Raw genomic sequence first — 20,437 nt, 5'->3', positions numbered from 1 at the left:
CCTTGCTACGTGATCACATCGAAATACGATTAAACAAAAACAATTCTCCGCTCAAATAGTGACGAATTAAAGCGAGTGAATATCGCTTTTGTCCGAGTAATTCTTCCTTTTCCCTCGGATTGGCCGCATGGAAGCTCTGATTCTCAATCAGTGCCTTGATAAAAAAGGTTTCAAGCTGCGCCTCCGCATCATCCTCAAGCTGAACGATGTCTCGGTAAGCCTCCACAAATCTCTGACGCTGCAACGGATGAAGCCCGATGAATGCCTCGGCCATATCATATAAGTAATATCCGAAACCACAGCGCCCGAAGTCAATTAAATAAGGCTTGCCTTCATTAAATACTAGATTCCCTTCATGGAAATCCGCATGAATCATCCCGAAATGATTAGGGCTTGGCTGTAGCTCACCAAGGTGACGAATAACTTTACCCGCCGCCTGCTGATAAAGTTCAAAATCTTCATCCGATAAAAATGCTCGATAATGCTTCTGCAAATGCGCAAAATCTTGTTCAAAGCGTGCTACTCCCCATGTCTGACGCTTAAAGCCATTAGGAGATACGAAATCTTGAGAAGCTTTATGGAGCCTTGCCATCAACGAACCCATTTGTTTAACCTGATTTTCGCTGATTTCCCCTGCCTCATGATCGCCCTCGATCCAGCGAAGCATGGTAACTAGCCAGTGCCGTCCCTTGTCGGTGACCACTTCCGTCACATACTCATCCTGCAAGTTCTTCATCCCTAAGGGAACGGTAATTCCTTCGTGAGCTAGCGCTTCGAGCCATGTAAGTTCTGATCGAATTTCATCTGGGGCTAGTGTTTCAGTATGTATCCGAAGTAAGAATGACTCTCCATTATTCGATTCCAATTTATACGTAATATGATCTGATATCTGAATAAAGTGAATACGGTCTATCTCCTGCGAATATTGCTCCAGAGCACCCATGACAACCTGCTCCGCTTCAACGAGTAGTAACCGGCGTCCCTCTTCTGTATTTGCATCAAATGCTTCATTCATAAGTCGTATCTCCTTCTATCATGTCTAATAGGCCGCTGATGAATTGCCTTACTACCTATACTAGCAGACATCTTCACGATGGAACAAAAATTATCCATCATATCAATCAAAAAGAGCAGCTTCGGACCTTCCTCCGTCGCTGCTCTTCGTTATTAAACATATGTACATCATGTTTATATGAATTTTAATAGAATTAGAACCAAAGGTCGCTTTCAGAATCGCCTGTTTTCAACCGGCTTATACGATTCCGGAAGATCATGCGTCCGGCTCTGAAGCTGTCCCTACTGCGAATCCGCCGTCTGTAACTCATCCATACGTCCTCCCTTCATTTGCATCAACGTGCAAGTATGAAAGTATTTACCCCTACTTTACACTCTCGAAACAAATGGGAGTAATTACCTGATTTCCGACGGGTTCTTGCCGGTATATTGTTTAAACTGACGGCTAAAGAAGAAAATATCACGATACCCTAGCGCATCAGCAACCTCAGTAACATTCATCCCTGCATGTAGAAGCAAATGCTGCGCACGTTCAATCCGAGTTTTAATAATATAGGACTGAACTGGAAAGCCAATCAGTTCCTTGAACTTGATAGAGAAGTATCTTGGAGATAGACCAGCACGCGCTGCAAGATCCTCGACCCGATGTGGAATTCCCGGATGCTGCTGAACATAATTGGCGATTTCATGAATCGCTTCCGTTAGCTGGTTGCTCACTTTCTTCTCTGCTGGCTGTTGCCTGTCCTCGCGCAGCAAATGAATCATAAGCTGCTTCAGAATCAGTTGCCCTTCTTCCTTGGCACCATACGTAGGAACTAGAAACAAACGTACATACCGGGACAACATGTATTCGAAATCTACCGTTTCCGACAACTTACGATAGGGTTCAGGAATTTCATGAATCGGTTCAGCTATGTGAAAATGACTATAGGTCAGCACCAGTGGCTTTTGAGGATTATGTGTAGCACTTGTATGATCGCCTGGCCGGAAAAGAAAACAGCTGCCTTTGCCAACTTCAAACGGCTCATCATTGCGGATAACCGTTCCCTCCCCGCTCCATACATAGAATAAATCATAATTTAATAATGCTTTCTCGCGCTTTTGCCATTTCCATCCGGGCTCGCACACAATTTTAGCGAGGGATGGCAATATTTCAAAAGAAGACGGCGATGCATGCAGCATGTCGTCATTCCCCCCTATAGATAGACTAATAATTACCTTTATTATGATAACGCTTCAGACGTTATTTTGCACATCCTGCCATGCGGCTGCCAGCCTTTTCACCCCTTCGGTAAGCTGCTGCTCATCGAGATGGGCAAAGCCAAAGCATGCTGCCAGCGGTCCCTGTTCCACATGAAACACCGCTGCATCTCGAAAAATAACATTGCTCCGTTTAGCCGCCTCAATGAATGCCGCATATTCCTCAGGTGAACGCTGCCAGTATGCATATACATGCAGCCCGGAATCACCGGGCATCAGCGTAAATATCTCGGATACGAACTCCCGCATCAGAGTGCAGAAATGTCGATGCCTTGCTCCATACATTCGAGTCATGCGCCGCAAATGCTTTCCATAGTCGCCCTTTGCCATGAACCTTGCCAAAGCACGCTGCTCTAGCAGACCCGGCGACATCGGGTCATAGATCGCTTTGGCGCGGATAACTGGATCAACAAGCCCCGCAGGTAGCAAAGCGTATCCGAGACGCAAGCCTGCGAACATCGTCTTCGAGAACGAACCAAGATAGATGACGCGTTCCTGCGTATCCAGTGTCTTGAGCGGCTCAATCGGTCGCCCTCCCCAGCGGAACTCACTATCATAATCATCCTCTATGATAACGGCATCGCGGCGCTGCGCCCACTCTAACAGCTGGCGCCTCCGCTCCAGACTAAGTATCGCACCCGTTGGATACTGACGACTTGGGGTGACAAAGAGCATGCGAGAATCCCAATTCTGTGGCTGAATGCATGATGATCTACATTTGCTGCAAGAGGTTGTCCACCAATGGCAGCAAGCGCACGCCTAATTCCATTGAAACATGGATTCTCTACGACTGCGGTTTCTCCTTCATTCATTAATAGTTGGAATAATAGCATAATTCCCTGCATCGAGCCGCTGAACAAGACGATATGCTCAGGATCTGCAAGTATGCCGCGTGTTAGGCGTAAATGGGCAGCTATCGCTTGACGCAATAACAGGTCGCCCTGAGGCGGCACCTCCTGCTGTAAATCGATCCCACCCTTACCTCCTGCAAAAGCCAGCGCACTACGCCACTCCGAATAGGGAAAATAAGACATACTCATGCTTTCACTCAAAAAACTAATATCTTCAGGGCCGCTATGCTCCTTCCATGAGAAGGTTGGTAGGGCCGCCAATCGCCTTCCCCAATTAGAGAGCTGTATGGGTGAATCCACAGGTTCTAAATTTTCTACTATTGAACCTGCTTGGGAGACGAACGTGCCTCTCCCTACTTGCGCTTCTACATACCCTTCCGCTAGCAGCATATCGTAACTTTGAGCAACACAGCCACGTGACAAATCATATCTATCCGCTAGCTCACGTGTAGAGGGTAGCTTGCTACCCGCAGATAGCCTTCCTTCCAATATTGCCTCACGAAGAGCATAGTAAAGGGCCAAATATTTATAATGATATTTTTCTAGATACGTCGTTAAATGTAGCGCTGGCTCCATCTCATCTTACCTCCGCCGAACCTATCATCCTTAAATTGGACTATAAATTTGAATATAAATTGGATCTTTTTAATTGTCAATGTATTCGATATGCTAATTCAAATTAAATCTATCGAAGGAGATAACGCCATGAGAAGAAGTGAGTTTAGTATTGAAGAAGAACAGGAAATTGAACAATTTCTATCCACGATGACCTTCGGTTTCCTCGGAACCGTAGGAGAAGACGGGCGGCCTCGGGTGACCCCTCTTAATTTTGTATATACCAATGGCCTATTTTATTTCCATGGAAGCCGTATAGGCGAGAAAATGGAGCATCTTAAACATAACCCTATAGTCAGCTTCAGCGTGGCCGATGAGTATGCGATTATCCCTTCGTATTTTACCGATCCTCACATGGCCTGTCCTGCTACCGCTTTTTTCAAAAGTGTTACCGTAAGCGGTACAGCTGAAGTCGTCAAAGATATCGAAGAAAAGGCCTCTTCCTTCTCATTTTTTATGAAGAAATTACAACCTGAGGGTGGGTATGATCCTATCGATGCAGAGAACCCGAAATATAGAAGCAGGTTAAATGGAGTTGCTGTCGTTAAGATTACACCCGATCATATGAGCACTAAATTTAAGTTTGGTCAAAATTTAACGGAAAGCAAGCGAAATGATGTGTTAAATGGCCTTACCCAACGAAGCAGCGATCGAGATCAAGAAACAGCAGAAATGATCCGAGGCCTTGCATGTCCTCATATGGAGAGTAAGTCTAAGAACGAATAAACTTTCAACCCGCTGGTTTTTACCGTGACGGTTCCCCTACCAAATGGTATAATATTAGGCAGTAAAAACGGATAGTAACCTTAATATTACACACACAGTTGGAAGGATGGAATCCATGTTAAACCCATTGGCTGAACAGTTGAACGCAAGTATCGTAGCAGGTAATGCGCATGTGTATGAAATGTTATCTTCGCTCGGCAGAGAGATCTATTTTCCTAAGGAAGGTATTCTGAATCAATCTGCAGAGGCATCAGCCCACGCAAAGAAATACAATGCCACAATCGGTATTGCTACTGAAGATGGTATTCCGATGCATTTGGAGGTCATTCAGCGGAATCTGTCTGCCTACCAACCGAAGGATCTTTATAGCTATGCTCCACCTGCCGGTAAACCAGAGCTCCGCTCCGTTTGGCGTACCAAAATGATTGAAGAGAATCCCTCTCTACAAAATAAATCATTTAGTAGTCCAGTGGTAACCAATGCCCTGACACACGGTCTAAGTATTGTTGCTGACTTATTCACTGATGAAGGAGACGCTGTGATTTACCCCGATAAAAACTGGGAAAACTATGAGCTTACCTTCGGCATTCGTCGCCACGGTGTAACGATAAACTATCCGCTGTTCACTGAGCAAATGACATTTAACAGCGCAGGACTTCGTGAAGCTTTGCTTGCTCAGAAGGATAAGGGTAAAGCTATTGTGCTGCTCAATTTTCCGAACAACCCTACGGGCTACACGCCGGGACCAAAGAAGGCGAAGAGATTATTGCTGCAATTCTAGAAGCAGCTGAAGCTGGCATTAATGTCGTAGCGGTAACCGATGATGCGTACTTCGGTTTATTCTTTGAGGATTCGATGAAAGAATCCTTGTTCGGACGATTGGCTGACCTCCATCCGCGTGTATTAGCTGTGAAGATTGACGGTGCTACCAAGGAAGAATTCGTATGGGGATTCCGTGTTGGATTCATTACCTTTGCCTCGGAGAACCAAGAGTTACTCAGTGCATTGGAACAGAAAACACTCGGCATTATCCGGGCTACGATTTCCAGTGGCTCACATCCATCTCAGACCTTTGTGCTTGAAGCTCTGAAATCACCTGAGTTCGCTCAGCAGAAGGAAGAGAAATTCAACATCATGAAGGGTCGTGCTAACAAGGTGAAGTCTATCCTTGATAGCGGCAAGTATGGAGATATTTGGGAATACTATCCGTTTAATTCAGGTTACTTCATGTGCCTTAAGTTGAAAGATGTTAAGGCCGAAGATCTGCGGACTCATTTAATCCATCAATACGGCGTAGGTACAATTGCGCTAGGCGAACATGATTTGCGTATTGCCTTCTCTTGTATTGAAGAAGCTTATCTCGAAGACCTCTTTGACCTCGTATACCAAGGTGTTCAAGATTTGCAGAAGCAAAATTCTTAATATGAAATAGGTGCCAAATATCGCAAGATATATTTTTACAAAAAGAATGGTGATTTGCCCAAGCACGAAATTCCCCTTGCACATACAATACCGTGTAACAAACACAAACCATTGCACGAAAGGGGAATGACAATGAGCGGAGTTGAAGAAGTAAGAGGCGGATATGGTTACGGTGGCGGTTGTGGAGGCGGAGGAATTTTCACGAACACAGGAGCTATTCTGGTTCTCTTCATCCTTCTGGTAATTATCACTCGTTCTTTCTGGGTATAATTAATAACCAGCCAAACCTCTAGCACTTAGCAGTCCATTATGAGTTGTTGAGTGCCAGTTTATAACCAAACAAAAGACCGGGGGGAATCCCCCGGTCTTTTGTTTGGTTATTTCACTTGCCTTCAAGTTCTCCTCATATCATGCAAGTGATATTACTCATCATCCTCATCCTTAGGCACTTTCCGTGACAAGAAGAAACGGAATAACGCACATACCACCACTCCTACTACCAGCGTACCAAATACAGTACTCATCTGACTCTTAAGTGCTCCTAGCATTGGAAGCCACATGAGCAAGGCAAACATCAGCTGAATCTGAAAAGCCAGCAAGACAGCATTCGTATGCCGACTTTCTGCGGGTACTGGATAGACCGTTAGCCAGAATGACTCACTGTGATACCGCAGTAACGAGGACATTTGTACCCCAATAAGAAAAATAAAGAACAGATAAATGCCGCTTCCGAGCATTGTTCCCCTTGTCCACCATACGAGTAAGGCTCCCAGAACAGCTGCGCGTAGCACAATACCAAGAATATCACTTCGAATGAAACTCTTCGTAAGCAAATATCGATAAGCCGCCTGAGGCTTCCAAGGGATATTGTTGCCTGCCCAAGATAGCCATTTACGCTGATACACTCGTTGCTGTCGGCCTGGTACATCTACAAACCAACCGAGCACCAGCATCACACGACCGCTATGTATTTTCTCCAGCGCAATCAGGCGTTCCCATGCCACAAGGTGACGGGAGGGGATCTTTAGTGAAGCCATGTATGCTGCAACAAGCAGAGCGATAAAGATTAGGCTTTTTCCAGCGGGTTGCCATAGCCAAGCAGCAAGAGCCAATGCAATCACTGCATAACGCAGTAGACGATACGATGAATACGCCCGTTTAGACACCATCTGTTGCTCTTTCCAGCTTCCGATGCTTGCCACTATTTTCAGAGCATATAATAGAATAAGAAATAACCAGAAAGGCTTGGGATCTACATCAGCACGGAAATACAATAGCCATGAAACCATAAACACGAGGGTAACACCGATCATTTTATAGATCACACCACTCGTCCAAGAAGCCCTGAAATATTGATTCATACGTGATTCCTGTGGCAATAGAAATACGGTGTCTGCAGACTGCATATAGGTGCGGAAGCTACTGTTCACCGTCAGTGGTACGAACAGTATCAACATGATCCAACGAATCGGAAGACCAGCTGGTATATGCTGAACCAGAGATGTGTACCAAGCAGAGAAAGCAATAATCAGGAATAATGTCAGAACGGCAACACCGCTCTGAATGACATATCCTAGATAGGGGAGTACTTCACCCCAAAAGCGACTGCGTCGCTTCAATCGTAGTTCGCTAAGATCCATCATGTTTAATCCCTGCCTTGCACAAGACTGTAGAACAACTGCTCCAGCGGAACACCAGGCTGGCCCGCCTGCTGAGCAATTTCTTGCAATGAACCCTGGGCAATGACTTTGCCCTGATGCAAGACGATAAAGCGGTCGCAGTAATTCTCAATCGTTGACAGAATATGAGAGCTGAGCAGGATCGAAGATCCGCCCTGCTTTAGTTCCACCATGAAATCAAGTAAAGAGCGAATACCGAGTGGATCTAGGCCGAGAAAAGGCTCATCGATAATATAGAGCGAAGGACGTGCCACGAACGCACACATAATCATAACCTTCTGCCGCATCCCTTTCGATAGATGGGTAGACAAGGTATCAATCTTGTCTTCCATTCGGAAAATTTGAGCGAGTTTCTTTGCACGCTCCTCGTAATCCTTTTGGCTTACATCGTATGCTCTTGCCGTAAACTCAAGATGCTCACGAACCGTCATCTCTTCATAGAGAAGTGGAGACTCAGGTACGAAAGCCAGTGCTCCATGATAAGCAGCTGAATCTTCTTCTCTCTTCTTGCCTTTAACACGGATGTCACCCTTCTGTGGATTCATCAGTCCCAGAATATGCTTCATCGTGGTACTCTTACCGGCACCATTTAGACCGATCAGTCCTACCATCTCACCTGGCTGAACCTGAAGCGAAATATCATGCAGCACAGGCCGGTTCAGACTGTATCCTCCGCTTAATCCCTGAATATCTAATACAGACGTATCATTCATCATTTCACCTCATCTATGCCAGCATGCTGCTCTAAGTATCAGCTGCTGGCTGAATCCATAAGATAATCTTCACATGTACGCTTAAAGGCCCTAGTCACGTGATGGCTTATCTTTCAACCATTTCGGAGCTCCCTTGTTCTTACGCGCACGTTCCTTCTCACTCTTGCTGAGACGTTTCATTTCTGCTGGTTTCCCCCCACGGAATGCTTCCTTTTTAGGTGAAGCATCTGTTGGCGTGCCTTGTGCTGTATCCGTTGTTTCAGGTGCAGCTTGAACTTTACTACCATTACGATTAGATTCAGCTTGTACCGGTTTTGAAGTCACTACACTGCTGTTTGCGGTAATAGGACGATTAGTTGTCGTTAATGGTTTACGAGCGATTATAGGTGTACCTGAGTTCATCTCAGGAGCACGTGTCTCACTTGATCTGCGGCTGTTGTCTGCAGACAACTCTTTCTTATCACGACGATTCCCTTCGCGCTCAGTCTGTGGAGCCGATGCAGGATCCACAACTTTACCACCAAAAAGTGTACGCTCATCCAGCTGAATTTGTAGTTCTTTCGTAAACTTTTTCATAATGAACAATTGCCGACTCGTTACAATAGATAGTACTGTACCTGTACGTCCCATCCGTCCAGTACGTCCAGCTCGGTGTACGTAATGCTCTGAATCCGTTGGAGGATCATAGTTGACGACTACATCCAGCCCTTCAATGTCGAGTCCCCGTGCCGCTACATCACTCGCAACGAGTACTCTAAACTTCCCACTACGAAATCCAGATAGGACGCTGCTACGTGCCATTTTATCAGCATCACCATATAATGCCTTCGCGGCAATGCCTAAGTGGTTCAATTTCGCCTCTACCTCACCGATGGTCTCCGTCATGTTCACAAATACAATCGCCTTTTTGGTCTTGTACTGGTGAATTAAACGACGCAGCATGTTCATCTTGTCCCGTTCTTCACTCACAAAATAATAATGAGAAAGTCCTGCTGCCGTTGATTGATCTGGATCTATGCCGATTTCAACAGGCTGATTCATTTCCCGCTTAACGAGGTTAGCTGTGTCTGCACTAACCGTAGCGGATAGAAATACCAATTGACGGTCACGGAGCGCGCTGCGAAGTATACGATCTACATCACCCGCACCACCAAGCTGAAATACCTGATCCACTTCATCAACGACAATGGTCGAAACGGTATGCATCTTCAGCTTTCGTACTTCAATCAGTTCGCGAACTCGCCCTGGTGTACCTACGACAAGCTGTGGATGTAGTCTCAACTTCTCCACCTGACGTTTTACCGCTGCTCCTCCAATCAGACCAAGCACACCAATGCCGTGCTGCTCTCCGTACTTCTCACCCTCACGTACAATTTGCATAGCCAGTTCTTGCGTTGGTGCTAGAATAAGCTTCTGTGTAGACTTCAGCTCTGGGTCTATGGATTGTAATAGCGGTAACAGATAAGCAAGCGTTTTGCCCGTTCCTGTCTGTGAGCGTGCAAGTACATCTGCACCACTCAAAATAGCAGGTATCGCTTGAACTTGTACCGGTGATGGTTCAGTAATGCCAAATTCCATTAGTTTGTTATTCAAATCTGTATTTAAACCTATTGCTTCAAAAGTAGTAGAACTCATGTATGTCCATCCTTTGTGTTTGAAATCATTCTTTTTCATTATATGTTATAAACGGCTCCCTACCAAATATCTTTCAATGTATGTGTACGAAAACCCTACAATGTTTATCCATTAGACCCGATTACACAAAAAAAAAGGCCCCAGAATGGGCCGATATCTACTTCTTATTCATCATGCGATAAGTCAGCCTATCCGACAGACGGGGAAAAAGTTGGTATAAACGCATAGCCGCTGCTGCTGACACAGGAAGATTTATCTCTTCCTTACGTGTATTCATCACCCTAACAATTTTGCGTGCTACATGCTCAGGCTTCATCATAAGCCAACGGACATTGTTTACGTATGATCCAGATGGATCTGCCTGTTCAAAAAAAGCAGTATCAATCGGCCCCGGATTAATCGTCGATACCGTAATCCCTGTACCTCGCAGCTCTTGTCTAAGGGAATTACTAAAACCGAGCACCGCATGTTTGGTAGCCGTGTAAGCAGTAGATTTCGCTGTACCAATCTTTCCCGCCATCGAGGCAACATTGATAATCTGTCCACGCTTGCGCTGCAACATATGAGGGAGCACCGCCTTCGTGCATCTGACGGTTCCCATATAGTTCACGTCCATCATTTTGCCATACTCTTCTGCTGGCATATCAAGAGCATTTTCAAACTTACCGTAACCTGCATTGTTCAGTAAAATATCAATACCGCCGTATCTATGTATAATATCTTCTAGAGTCCGCTGTACCTCATTTTCCTGAGTAACATCCATTAATCTAATCTCATGTGGTCCTTGAATCAACCGAGCAGTCTCCTCAAGACGTTGCTGTGAGCGCGCAGCCAGTATAGGAATAGCCCCTTGGCTACTCACCATTTGTGCGGTCAACGCGCCGATCCCACTCGAAGCACCCGTAATGAATACTACCTTATTTTTTAACACGATTCCGATTCCTCCTAAGGGCATCCTACATCATCTTACCCTTATTCTAAGAAATCATAACTTGAATATCCAGTTCACCAATTCCATCCATTATTAAAGGAATGCTAAGTGCTTTTTGCGGTAAAAATGAAGTTATTTGCTCGCTCTTCACGACTTTAGGTGGTGTAATATCCACGCTAACTCCTTGATTGGACAGAATGGTACTGGCATTACCACTGATCATGTTGCCAAGCTCAGATATGGCACTTTGCCCCATCTCATCCATCTCAGTCATCACGTATCCACCCATCATAATCGATACCATTCGTAAAGCAACGGTCTCTTGAATACCAAAAATAATATTTCCGCTGAGCTGGCCGGTCATGCCGATCTGAATCCATATATGACCGTGGATTAATTCCACCGTTTTAATACCCAGAGTTCCCGCTGATGGAGAAACCTGAATGACTTGTTCGATGACTATCCGTGCGGACTCCAGAAAAGGATTGATGACTTCCGCCTTCATAAATGAATACCCCCCTTCTATAACACGTTGTTAAATAGAGTACCAAAGTCCCATAATTCATTTGAAGCAATTATACTTTAAACCCTAGAATAAATCATCATAATTTCATTTGCGACAGCAGACAGGGTCTTTGTTCCCTATTTACTAAACCGTTTTTCCTATTTGAGCAAATTTTAATATCAACCCTCTATGTTTATCGGTCCTAACCGCCGTTCTTTGAATACTATGACGAATTTTTCCCATTTAACTACAGTTATTCTGCACATCCATTGCTCTGTCTCTTTGAATCCCATATAATTTAAACATATAGAATGATCGGCATAATGCAGATCCAACATGACCGAAATACAGTCTAAGGAGGACATGCATGAATATCAGTCAACTGGAGACCCTGATTACCATCTCCAAGACCATGAGTTTCCGTAAAGCTGGGGAGTTATTGAATTTAACTCAACCTGCCGTATCCGCTCAGATCAAAAGTTTAGAGGATGAGTTTAAAACGGTGCTTGTAGACCGTAACCAACCCGTCACTCTTACAGATCGTGGTCAAGTATTCCTTGAGCATGCGGAACAAATCCTTACTGTTGTCGAAGATCTGAAGCAACGTTTATCAGACCTTGACCAAACACCACAAGGACATATTGTCCTTGGTACAACTACTTCAATAGCCATTCAAATTTTGCCACGGGTACTTTCTTATTTCCAAGATCAGTTCCCGCTTATCAAAACTTCAATCCAATCCATGGCCTCTTCTCAAATTTATAACAGTGTAGTTAATGGTCAGATCGACGTAGGCATAGGCTATCTCATTGAGCGTAATCCGAATCTGATGACCTCCGTGCTCTACTATGACACGTTCGAGTTAGTAGTCTCTCCGCGGCATCCATTGGCACGTAAACAAGGGGCTGCTTCAGTCGATGTACTGCGGGAAACACCCTTGATTCTCCTCTCCCACGACACAGTCGGCAGACGTTTTGCAGATGCAATATTTAAAAAACATGGCATTGTGCCTAATGTTGTCATCGAACTATCGAGTAGTGAGGAAATTAAACGAATGGTTGAAATTAACTTGGGGGCTGCAATTATGTCAAAACAGTCTGTAGCAAGCGAACTTCGGCACGGCACACTCAAAATTATCGCACTCTCAGAACTCGAAGTAAGCCATCCCGTCGGTGTTATTTACAGATCAGGCAGGTACTTAAACTCAGCCATGCAGCAATTTCTAAGCGACCTAAAAGGAATGCCGGAAACACAGTTTATCAGCTCCGAATGAGAATAAAGAATGAGAATGAATATGTACATTTCAAATTCAAGGAGGAATCGCATCCATGAAGTTAGACCTTCACACTCATCATTTCCGCTGCGGACATGCAGATGGAAATATACGCGATTATATTGAAGCGGGGATCGCCGCAGGTCTTGAAGTGATTGGTATCTCAGATCACACTCCTTATTTTGGCGAACAAGAAGAGCAAGCCTTTCCTCGCATTGCCATGGGTAAGTCTGAGCTACAGCACTATGTTGCTGAAGTACTTAAGCTAAAAGCTGAATACACAGGAAAAATAGATGTTCTACTAGGCGTCGAATCTGATTTCTTCCCAGAGCATGCGTCACTATATAAGCAGGTATTGGGCAGTTATCCAATGGACTATATTATCGGATCGGTACATAATGTTGGCGGTTTGAGTATATTTAACCGCAATCGCTGGAAGGGACTAGACGAAACAGCACATATCGCTGTGAAGGAACAATACTACCACTTGATCCAGGCCTCTGCTCGTAGCGGTTTATTTCAAATCCTTGGGCATATTGATGCCATGAAAGGCAATTACCCTGCCTTTGCAGATATTCCAGGCACACGGATTTGGATGAGACGTTGCAGGTCATCGCTGAATGCGGTGTAGCTATTGAAATCAATACATCGGGTAAAACCAAGCTTAGTGGGGGTTGGTATCCAGCGGATGCCATCTTAGAGCGGGCTCACCATTTCGGAGTACAAGTTACATTCGGGTCAGATGCCCATAAACCTTCCCGCGTTGCAGATGATCTTGAGGAAGTGGCGTCACGCCTAAGGGAAATCGGATATAGAGAATGGGTGTATTACAAGAATAAACAGAAACAAGTTGTTTCATTGCCTTAAAAAAAGGCTATGTTAAATTCTAATGTTGATATTTGACCATAAGAAAACCGCATTCGTTGAAAAGGCGGCTTATTGCTATCGTGTCCCGTTAGCGCAACGACCTACTCTGTTGAATTTCGTGTTCCGAAACATAAAGCGGCATCAGAGAAGTCGGGTCTTACCTTATCGCGGCCTTTAAACGACAAAATGGTGCCGATAGCAATAGCCACATAGCCGCTAACGAAATAATGAGCCTAATCCGACAGTGCCCGCATGATGATGGATTTCGCCTCTGCCGCAATCGCTTCATTCCCGTCATCGATCGCTTGCATTAAGATCAGGATGGGGATGTATACCGCTATCAGCCGCGCCAGCAGCTTCGTTTCTTCGTCCGCTCCTCCGTACGTTTCGAAAAACACGCCACGAGCGTAAGGTGGTAAAAAGCTATAAGCAACGCTCAAATCGCAAGCCGGATGGCCTATGCTCAGATCGCCCCAATCAATGATGCCGGAAACGATCCCGATCTCATTCACAAGCATATTTTTGAAATGAAGATCGCCATGTAGCAGTGTATTCACCGCCTCGACATGGTCCTTTTGCAGACTGCTAATATACGCTTCGATCACATCGGACTCCTCTGGCGACAAGTGTTCAACCACCTTCGATAGAAAGCCCTCCAATTTCACTTTGCGCGATGCTATGTCCGTCAAGTTTCGATGATCCTGCTGAACTCCGTACTTCAGCGCCGCCTGCACCGGAAACTCATGCAATCTCCGCAAAAAGTTCGCCAGCGTCTCTGCCGATAAAGCCCGGCGTTCTTCGGTCAAACCGATTGGGAAATCTCCTGGCACGTAGGTATAGCCAAGAAATGGTGCAGGGTATTCGTCACTTGCTTCGCCATAAAACAACGGTTTCGGATAGGGGATGGTCATATATGCCTCCAGCTTCGGCAGCAGCTTCCCTTCCATACGAATTGAGCCAACTGCAATCGTTCTTCTTGGAAATCGGAACACGTACTCATCACCGATGAGAAAAACCGTATTGTCCCAGCCCCAGCCCATTCGCTTCACTTGCTTCGATGACAGCTGAGGGAATTGTCTGCCGATCAGCGTCCGCGCCTGCTCCTCGTTAACCTCCCACTCCGCATCCCATACATTCGTTCCTCCCATGATTTGTCTACCTCCTCGTTTCTTACGTTATTTACGCCTTTCACACGTTGTTTTCCGTCGTTTAACATAACCAAAACAAAAAAAGAGGACCCGTCACGTGCGGGTCCCAAACATCATTTATATTTTCAAAAAGGGGGTCATGAGTACATTGTATCCTGTCTCTGTTAGAGTTCCGTAACAGTAATATTTCATTTGTGTAACAAAGCTAATTACGAACGATGTTCTCAACTTTCTTTCTTCCCGCCCGGTTCGCAATAATAATGCCTGTTACTACAAGAAGTAAAGAAGCGCCGATCCAAATGGATAACTTTTCACCAAGCAACAAAGTAGATAATAATACCCCAAACACAGGAATTAAGAACAAATATAAGGATACTTTTCCCACATCATTATACTTCATCACCGTATTCCAAAGCGCAAATCCCGCCGCAGACAGTAGAGAAAGATACATGAGTAAGCCCCAGCCCTCAGCATCTAAATGAAATGGGGTAAGCCCTGTATTTAAGGCTCCTAAGATCAATAGACCTAGACCACCAACCAACATTTGTTTCCCTGTCAGAGAAATCACAGATTCATATCCACTTTCCCGCTTCGCAAGCACATTACCAAAGCCGCCAAATATCGCTGATGCAAGCAAAAGCACGCTTCCGATCCCGAATGTAACATGCATACCCTGCTGAGCAAATCCTATGACCAGTATGCCTGAGAAACCCATCAACAGTCCGAACCACTTACCCGCATTTAAACGTTCACGATTGTCCAAGAGCCTTGCTGACAGAATTTGAAATAAGGATGTCGAGCCCACTAGAATAGAACCTTCTACGCCTGAACTGTAGCTTAAGCCTACATACAGAACCAAGTATTGTAGCAACGTCTGCACCACGCCCAAACGCAGAAGCCTCGGCCAAGGCAAGGTTGTGATGTTATCTCTTCTCTTTCGATTAAGGAGCATGGAGAGCAGTACCAGCATTAATCCTGCCAGTGTAAAGCGGTATCCTGCAAATAACCACTGTTCAAACGTATCCCCTGGTTCGATGCCTATATGAGCATAGCTTAACTTAATTACGGGTAATGCACTTCCCCAAAGCATTGTTGCTGCCAGAGAGCTGACCAAAATACCTCCTGGATGTCTAAACCATGTCTCCGCCTTCACAACTAATAATTTCTCCTTTATAGCTTTATTCGTTTTGTTCTAATCCGAAGTATGAAGAATACCATACATTTCATCTGTCATTCGGTATAATTTCATTTCACTTGCTGACGAGAACAACCCTCGTCTCTGCATCATCGTTTGTTCAAGCTGCATGCCATTCTTCTGCATGACTCGTTCCGAAGCAGTATTCACCGCATGGCATTTGCCTTCAATCCGTTTCAACTCCAGCTCTCTGAATCCGAAATCAAGAAGGAGTCTGAGCGCTTCAGTTGCTAGTCCCTGCCCCCAACAAGAACGATCTAACATATATCCAATCATGGCCTCATGTTTCTCAGGACGCCAATGCTGAAAGGATACAACGCCAATCGGCCCGTCGCGTCCGGGAAGACAAATCCCATAATGCATTGAGCCATGACGACCTGTACTGAGGATCTCTGAAACAATACGCCGGGAACGTGAAAAATTGAATAGAGTGCCTTGGGTCACATAACGCATCACAAACGGGTCCGAAACAATTTCTGATACATACGGTGCATCCTGCTTCGTGATCTGCACTAAACTGATTCGCTCGCCTTCACATACGGGTAGCCGTTTGTCATGATAGGCACTACGTCCAAACATTAAGTATATCCCCTTCCTGTCCACAAGGAAATGATTACGTATGCGAGGTTCTCAGAGTGAATACGGTAAGCTCCGGCTTACACATAAACCGTAATGGTAGATGAGTTTCCCCGATACCACGGTTAACATACAGCGGCATAGATCTGGGTCCGACTTTATACATTCCCTTAATATAACGTTTAGAGCCTAGTGGCAGCATCAGAGCGCCAAGTAGAGGCAAGCGAACCTGTCCACCATGACTATGTCCGGATAGCTGAATATCAAATGAATAATCTGCAGTAACATCGGCATAATCCGGTTCGTGCATGAGAAGTAATGTAAACATATCCTCTGGGATGCCTTGAAGCCCTTTGTCCGGATCAGGCGTCCCTAACAATTGATCATCTAGACCCACAATTGCGATGCTGTGTCCTTGACTCTTCACTATATGATTCGCATTAACCAATACCTTAAATCCACAATCTCCTAACATCTGCATAACCTTATCCGGCTGTCCCCAAAAATCATGGTTACCCAGCACTGCAAATTTCCCCATAGGAGCCTGTAAGCTATATAAATATGGCATGTAAGCTCTCATAGGCTCTGCTTCCCCATCCACAATATCTCCCGTAAAACAAATCATATCCGGCTTTTCTTGTTGAATTCGTTCCATAATTCGCTTTATGTAAGCTTCATTAGAATAAAATCCAAGATGCACATCGCTGAATTGGACAACTTTCATGCCATCAAAAGCCGCTGGGAGACGCTCAAAGCGAAGTGTATGATAAGTTACATCTAATTGCCTTGGTTCCCACAACCATGCATAACCCCCAGCCAGTATCCCTGTACCCAGTAGAGTCGCTCCACTGCGCTTTAAAAACTGCCTGCGAGTCATAGCTTCACTGTTCATACTCCCACGTGGTGGATAGCTAGATGCTTGCTCTTTGAATTCATTCTGGGCTAATGATAACTCTTCCTGAAATGCAGCATCATGAGGCTGCTGATTCTTTTTCATTTTTATACAGCCTCCCTGTATAATGATTATTGAACATCTTTTCCATTTCAAAAAGGATGGTGCGCATATGAATAACGATACCATGGCTGAACTCATACAGAAACAAAAACATTTTCACCGCAGTGGAACTGCTCGGACTTTAGAATTCAGGATAACGCAGTTGAAACGTTTACGAGAAGCTATCGTATCGCATGAACGACAAATTATTGACGCTTTAAAACAAGATTTGAATAAAAGCGAATATGAAGCGTATTCAACAGAAATCGGCATCATTTATGGAGAAATATCATACACCCTTAAAAAACTAAAAAAATGGATGGCTCCGCGCAAAGTGAGAACTGCATTCACTCATATCGGAAGTAAAGGATATATCGTTCCTGAACCTTACGGTACAGCGTTGATTATTGCTCCTTGGAACTATCCTTTCCAATTAGCAATAGCGCCGCTGATCGGAGCTATTGCTGCGGGTAATACTGCTGTTCTGAAACCATCCGAACTCACGCCGAACCTCTCGGCATTGCTCTGTTCAATGATCGGTAACACTTTTGAGGAAGATTATGTAGCTACAATTGAAGGGGGTGCAGAAGTCAGCCAACAGCTACTACAGCAGCCATTTGACTACATCTTCTTTACGGGAAGTGTAAATGTAGGGCGCATTGTGATGGAAGCAGCTGCGAAACAGCTGATTCCGCTTACGCTAGAGCTAGGCGGCAAAAGTCCCTGTATCGTTCACTGGGATGCGCCGCTCAAACTGACAGCAAAGCGTATTGCTTTTGGTAAGTTTACGAATGCTGGTCAGACTTGTATTGCCCCAGACTATTTGTTAGTGCATAGCAAAGTAAAAGATCGATTGCTTTTGCATCTTAAAGAGGAGATCACCGAGTTCTATGGTAAAGAGCCTTTAACGAATCCAGACTATAGTCATATTGTCTCGGAGAAGCATTTTAAGCGTCTAGCTGCTTTCTTAGACCAAGGCACCGTCGTTAGCGGTGGTAAAACATCTCCAGAACAGCTATGTATTGAACCTACACTGCTCGACCATATCACTTGGGATATGCCTGTTATGCAGGAGGAGATATTTGGTCCGATCCTACCTATTATCGTGTATGACAAAATTCAAGATGCCATAGATATGATTAATAATCGTCCTAAACCTCTCGCTCTGTATCTATTCAGTCAAGAGCAAGAGATACAAGACATCGTTATCGAGCAAGTTTCTTTTGGAGGCGGCACCATCAACGATACCTTAATGCATATCGCCACCCCTTATTTACCTTTTGGAGGTGTCGGAGAGAGCGGAATTGGTTCTTATCATGGGCAGAGTAGCTTCGAATGCTTCTCACATCAAAAAAGTGTCCTCAAGCAAACAACCGCCTTCGATTTTAAATTCCGCTATCCCTCTTCGAAGAACGGATTAAAATATTTGCGTAAGCTTCTGAAGCCATGAATAATGGCTTCTTTTTTCACTCATCAGGACCAGGCTTGAAAATTTTACGGAACATACTAAGCATCGATAGGGCGTAGCCTACTGTAATAAAACTGAATGCAATCTCCATAATGACTGCGAGTCGTGAAGTATTATCGACGGCTGAAATGTCACCATAACCAACCGTAACAAATGTAGCCACGCTGAAATATAAAAAGGAAATGAGCTGGCTTAATAGATCGGATCCAATATTCTTGCCCTCAAAGGCCGTTTCACCAAACAGCTTATAGATGGATGTATATATAATCATGAAGAAAAGAATACAGGTAAGAGCTGCCATACTGATTCGGCTAACTAACTTCATTAGCTGTACATTTTTGTTAATAGCAGATTCAGCAATTTTGTTGAAGATATAGAGAATATAAAAAATAACAGAAATTAGACAAAAAATCAAAATCAGTGCACGCATCCCTCCTTTTCCCGGAACAATAGACATTAGATCAATCCATTCCAATAAATCTTCAACCGAAATCAGTACATATATCGTAATTGGGGCAAGGAGCACGGCCTTACTAGTCCATTTCTTCTCAAAATTGTAGAATACATATGTTAAAGCAGCCAATCCCACAATATTAACAATCCACATCCACCATGTCACGTTGTCACGCTCCATTCTTTCACAAGTCATCCTTCATTGATTGATTAACCCCGCGTGATGATCCACTAACCAACAATATGGATTAGAAAGTAAATTTAATCCATATTTATACATTAAAACACCCCTATGATTGCAATCGAACACAATCATAGGGGTGTCAGTTAGTTCAAGCTTATACACCAAGCCATTGTTTAAACATATGTTTGGTGGTTTGTTTGTTGATCTCTGCGATGGACGTCGTAAGCGGAATGCCTTTCGGGCATGAGCGTACGCAGTTCTGAGAGTTACCACAGCCTTCAATACCACCATCCTGCATGAGTGCATCCAAACGTTCGTCAGCATTCATTTCGCCCGTTGGATGAGCGTTAAAAAGGCGTACTTGCGATAGGGCTGCTGGACCAATAAAGTCCGTCTTGTCATTCACGTTAGGACATGCTTCTAGACATACTCCGCAAGTCATACATTTAGACAACTCGTAAGCCCACTGACGCTTCTTCTCTGGCATACGAGGTCCTGGTCCCAAATCATAGGTTCCATCAATTGGAATCCATGCTTTAACCCGTTTCAATGCATTAAACATCCGGCTACGGTCGATAACAAGGTCACGCACAACTGGGAATGTCTTCATCGGTTGTACACGAACTGGTTGCTCCAGATTATCAATCAGAGCAGCACAGGCTTGACGCGGTTTGCCATTAATAACCATTGAACAAGCTCCGCACACTTCCTCCAGACAGTTGGATTCCCAACATACAGGAGCAATGGATTCACCCTTTACGTTTACCGGATTACGTTGAATTTCCATCAGTGAACTGATGACATTCATTCCGGGACGGTAAGGAATTTCAAACTCCTCAACATATGATGCAGAATCAGGGCTATCCTGACGAGTAATGATAAACTTCACTAATTTTTTTTGGGAAGCAGTTGTTTCCGCCATGTCTAT

At 44.6% G+C, this 20,437-nt stretch carries 19 protein-coding genes and 2 pseudogenes; 6 read left to right on the top strand and 15 right to left on the bottom strand.

Annotation, left to right across the window (positions count from 1 at the left end):
• Positions 1–13: 13 nt before the first annotated feature.
• The 4 genes from JCM16418_RS12410 to JCM16418_RS26660 all read right to left on the bottom strand — a co-directional run bounded on the left by JCM16418_RS12410 (position 14) and on the right by JCM16418_RS26660 (position 3,701).
• Entirely contained in the window at positions 14–1,015 is a 1,002-nt protein-coding gene (locus JCM16418_RS12410) for a phosphotransferase enzyme family protein (RefSeq protein WP_036649230.1), read from the bottom strand.
• A gap of 395 nt (positions 1,016–1,410) precedes the next feature.
• The gene (locus JCM16418_RS12405; protein ID WP_036649228.1) at positions 1,411–2,196 is read right to left on the bottom strand and encodes a helix-turn-helix domain-containing protein; all 786 of its coding nucleotides are present in this window, start codon (positions 2,194–2,196) and stop codon (positions 1,411–1,413) included.
• Positions 2,197–2,250: 54 nt separating this feature from the next.
• The gene (locus JCM16418_RS26665) at positions 2,251–2,949 is read right to left on the bottom strand and encodes an aminotransferase-like domain-containing protein (RefSeq protein ID WP_306304780.1); all 699 of its coding nucleotides are present in this window, start codon (positions 2,947–2,949) and stop codon (positions 2,251–2,253) included.
• On the bottom strand, positions 2,874–3,701 hold the full coding sequence (locus JCM16418_RS26660) for an aminotransferase class I/II-fold pyridoxal phosphate-dependent enzyme (RefSeq protein WP_306304779.1): 828 nt from the start codon (positions 3,699–3,701) through the stop codon (positions 2,874–2,876). Before JCM16418_RS26660 ends, JCM16418_RS26665 begins: the two co-directional genes overlap by 76 nt.
• Before the next feature lie 129 nt (positions 3,702–3,830).
• Here JCM16418_RS26660 and JCM16418_RS12395 point away from each other — a divergent pair, with 129 nt between their 5' ends.
• The 3 genes and pseudogenes from JCM16418_RS12395 to JCM16418_RS25295 all read left to right on the top strand — a co-directional run bounded on the left by JCM16418_RS12395 (position 3,831) and on the right by JCM16418_RS25295 (position 6,158).
• The gene (locus tag JCM16418_RS12395) at positions 3,831–4,466 is read left to right on the top strand and encodes a pyridoxamine 5'-phosphate oxidase family protein (protein ID WP_036649226.1); all 636 of its coding nucleotides are present in this window, start codon (positions 3,831–3,833) and stop codon (positions 4,464–4,466) included.
• Between the two features lie 106 nt (positions 4,467–4,572).
• Positions 4,573–5,888, top strand: a pseudogene (locus JCM16418_RS12390) (aminotransferase class I/II-fold pyridoxal phosphate-dependent enzyme).
• A 132-nt stretch (positions 5,889–6,020) separates the two neighbouring features.
• A complete protein-coding gene (locus JCM16418_RS25295; protein WP_162832475.1) occupies positions 6,021–6,158 on the top strand; it encodes a hypothetical protein in 138 nt (45 codons plus the stop codon).
• Positions 6,159–6,310: 152 nt separating this feature from the next.
• Here JCM16418_RS25295 and JCM16418_RS12385 read toward each other — a convergent pair whose 3' ends face one another.
• From JCM16418_RS12385 to JCM16418_RS12365, 5 genes are all read right to left on the bottom strand, one after another.
• Complete coding sequence (locus tag JCM16418_RS12385) at positions 6,311–7,531, bottom strand: ABC transporter permease (RefSeq protein WP_306304778.1); 1,221 nt, start codon at positions 7,529–7,531, stop codon at positions 6,311–6,313.
• Positions 7,532–7,533: 2 nt separating this feature from the next.
• Positions 7,534–8,280, bottom strand: coding sequence for an ABC transporter ATP-binding protein (locus JCM16418_RS12380; protein WP_036649224.1), 747 nt, complete (start codon positions 8,278–8,280; stop codon positions 7,534–7,536).
• Between the two features lie 90 nt (positions 8,281–8,370).
• Positions 8,371–9,915 carry a DEAD/DEAH box helicase gene (locus JCM16418_RS12375; RefSeq protein ID WP_036649221.1) on the bottom strand — a complete coding sequence of 515 codons (1,545 nt, stop codon included), beginning with the start codon at positions 9,913–9,915 and terminating at the stop codon, positions 8,371–8,373.
• 157 nt (positions 9,916–10,072) lie between these two features.
• On the bottom strand, positions 10,073–10,870 hold the full coding sequence (locus tag JCM16418_RS12370; RefSeq protein WP_172679231.1) for an SDR family NAD(P)-dependent oxidoreductase: 798 nt from the start codon (positions 10,868–10,870) through the stop codon (positions 10,073–10,075).
• Positions 10,871–10,892: 22 nt separating this feature from the next.
• Positions 10,893–11,351: a chemotaxis protein CheX gene (locus tag JCM16418_RS12365; RefSeq protein ID WP_036649218.1), complete on the bottom strand. Its 459-nt coding sequence runs from the start codon at positions 11,349–11,351 to the stop codon at positions 10,893–10,895.
• A gap of 367 nt (positions 11,352–11,718) precedes the next feature.
• On the opposite strand from JCM16418_RS12365, the gene JCM16418_RS12360 reads away from it, so the two are divergent.
• A complete protein-coding gene (locus JCM16418_RS12360) occupies positions 11,719–12,624 on the top strand; it encodes a LysR family transcriptional regulator (protein ID WP_036649215.1) in 906 nt (301 codons plus the stop codon).
• A gap of 55 nt (positions 12,625–12,679) precedes the next feature.
• A pseudogene (locus JCM16418_RS12355) lies at positions 12,680–13,491 on the top strand (histidinol-phosphatase).
• A gap of 233 nt (positions 13,492–13,724) precedes the next feature.
• On the opposite strand, the gene JCM16418_RS12350 reads toward JCM16418_RS12355, so the two are convergent.
• From JCM16418_RS12350 to JCM16418_RS12335, 4 genes are all read right to left on the bottom strand, one after another.
• Positions 13,725–14,639 (bottom strand): phosphotransferase, encoded by a 915-nt coding sequence (locus JCM16418_RS12350; protein WP_036649213.1) that lies wholly within the window; start codon positions 14,637–14,639, stop codon positions 13,725–13,727.
• A 205-nt stretch (positions 14,640–14,844) separates the two neighbouring features.
• Entirely contained in the window at positions 14,845–15,792 is a 948-nt protein-coding gene (locus tag JCM16418_RS12345) for a DMT family transporter (protein ID WP_036649210.1), read from the bottom strand.
• Positions 15,793–15,831: 39 nt separating this feature from the next.
• The gene (locus tag JCM16418_RS23750; protein ID WP_052020240.1) at positions 15,832–16,413 is read right to left on the bottom strand and encodes a GNAT family N-acetyltransferase; all 582 of its coding nucleotides are present in this window, start codon (positions 16,411–16,413) and stop codon (positions 15,832–15,834) included.
• Between the two features lie 34 nt (positions 16,414–16,447).
• Positions 16,448–17,302, bottom strand: a complete 855-nt coding sequence (locus tag JCM16418_RS12335; RefSeq protein ID WP_373280710.1) for a metallophosphoesterase — start codon at positions 17,300–17,302, stop codon at positions 16,448–16,450.
• A 172-nt stretch (positions 17,303–17,474) separates the two neighbouring features.
• Here JCM16418_RS12335 and JCM16418_RS12330 point away from each other — a divergent pair, with 172 nt between their 5' ends.
• On the top strand, positions 17,475–18,854 hold the full coding sequence (locus tag JCM16418_RS12330; protein ID WP_036649207.1) for an aldehyde dehydrogenase: 1,380 nt from the start codon (positions 17,475–17,477) through the stop codon (positions 18,852–18,854).
• Between the two features lie 16 nt (positions 18,855–18,870).
• Here JCM16418_RS12330 and JCM16418_RS12325 read toward each other — a convergent pair whose 3' ends face one another.
• Both JCM16418_RS12325 and sdhB read right to left on the bottom strand, forming a co-directional pair.
• Positions 18,871–19,491: an ion channel gene (locus JCM16418_RS12325; RefSeq protein WP_081765425.1), complete on the bottom strand. Its 621-nt coding sequence runs from the start codon at positions 19,489–19,491 to the stop codon at positions 18,871–18,873.
• A 172-nt stretch (positions 19,492–19,663) separates the two neighbouring features.
• On the bottom strand, positions 19,664–20,431 hold the full coding sequence (gene sdhB, locus JCM16418_RS12320; protein WP_036649205.1) for a succinate dehydrogenase iron-sulfur subunit: 768 nt from the start codon (positions 20,429–20,431) through the stop codon (positions 19,664–19,666).
• Positions 20,432–20,437: the final 6 nt, after the last annotated feature.

This window comes from Paenibacillus pini JCM 16418 (genome assembly GCF_000576305.1).
Taxonomy (GTDB): Bacteria; Bacillota; Bacilli; order Paenibacillales; family Paenibacillaceae; genus Paenibacillus_AQ; species Paenibacillus_AQ pini.
The sequence above is the reverse complement of the archived record's forward strand: the minus strand, read 5'-3'. Positions and strand labels throughout refer to the sequence as shown.

Excerpts from the sequence above, each read along its gene's own strand:
- sdhB (WP_036649205.1), bottom strand. The coding sequence starts at position 20,431 with ATGGCGGAAACAACTGCTTCCCAAAAAAAATTAGTGAAGTTTATCATT.
- JCM16418_RS12385 (WP_306304778.1), bottom strand. The coding sequence starts at position 7,531 with ATGATGGATCTTAGCGAACTACGATTGAAGCGACGCAGTCGCTTTTGG.
- JCM16418_RS12380 (WP_036649224.1), bottom strand. The coding sequence starts at position 8,280 with ATGAATGATACGTCTGTATTAGATATTCAGGGATTAAGCGGAGGATAC.
- JCM16418_RS12375 (WP_036649221.1), bottom strand. The coding sequence starts at position 9,915 with ATGAGTTCTACTACTTTTGAAGCAATAGGTTTAAATACAGATTTGAAT.
- JCM16418_RS26665 (WP_306304780.1), bottom strand. The coding sequence starts at position 2,949 with ATGCTCTTTGTCACCCCAAGTCGTCAGTATCCAACGGGTGCGATACTT.
- JCM16418_RS26660 (WP_306304779.1), bottom strand. The coding sequence starts at position 3,701 with ATGGAGCCAGCGCTACATTTAACGACGTATCTAGAAAAATATCATTAT.
- JCM16418_RS23750 (WP_052020240.1), bottom strand. The coding sequence starts at position 16,413 with ATGTTTGGACGTAGTGCCTATCATGACAAACGGCTACCCGTATGTGAA.
- JCM16418_RS12360 (WP_036649215.1), top strand. The coding sequence starts at position 11,719 with ATGAATATCAGTCAACTGGAGACCCTGATTACCATCTCCAAGACCATG.
- JCM16418_RS12350 (WP_036649213.1), bottom strand. The coding sequence starts at position 14,639 with ATGGGAGGAACGAATGTATGGGATGCGGAGTGGGAGGTTAACGAGGAG.
- JCM16418_RS12395 (WP_036649226.1), top strand. The coding sequence starts at position 3,831 with ATGAGAAGAAGTGAGTTTAGTATTGAAGAAGAACAGGAAATTGAACAA.
- JCM16418_RS12410 (WP_036649230.1), bottom strand. The coding sequence starts at position 1,015 with ATGAATGAAGCATTTGATGCAAATACAGAAGAGGGACGCCGGTTACTA.
- JCM16418_RS12370 (WP_172679231.1), bottom strand. The coding sequence starts at position 10,870 with ATGCCCTTAGGAGGAATCGGAATCGTGTTAAAAAATAAGGTAGTATTC.
- JCM16418_RS12405 (WP_036649228.1), bottom strand. The coding sequence starts at position 2,196 with ATGCTGCATGCATCGCCGTCTTCTTTTGAAATATTGCCATCCCTCGCT.
- JCM16418_RS25295 (WP_162832475.1), top strand. The coding sequence starts at position 6,021 with ATGAGCGGAGTTGAAGAAGTAAGAGGCGGATATGGTTACGGTGGCGGT.
- JCM16418_RS12335 (WP_373280710.1), bottom strand. The coding sequence starts at position 17,302 with ATGAACAGTGAAGCTATGACTCGCAGGCAGTTTTTAAAGCGCAGTGGA.
- JCM16418_RS12365 (WP_036649218.1), bottom strand. The coding sequence starts at position 11,351 with ATGAAGGCGGAAGTCATCAATCCTTTTCTGGAGTCCGCACGGATAGTC.
- JCM16418_RS12330 (WP_036649207.1), top strand. The coding sequence starts at position 17,475 with ATGAATAACGATACCATGGCTGAACTCATACAGAAACAAAAACATTTT.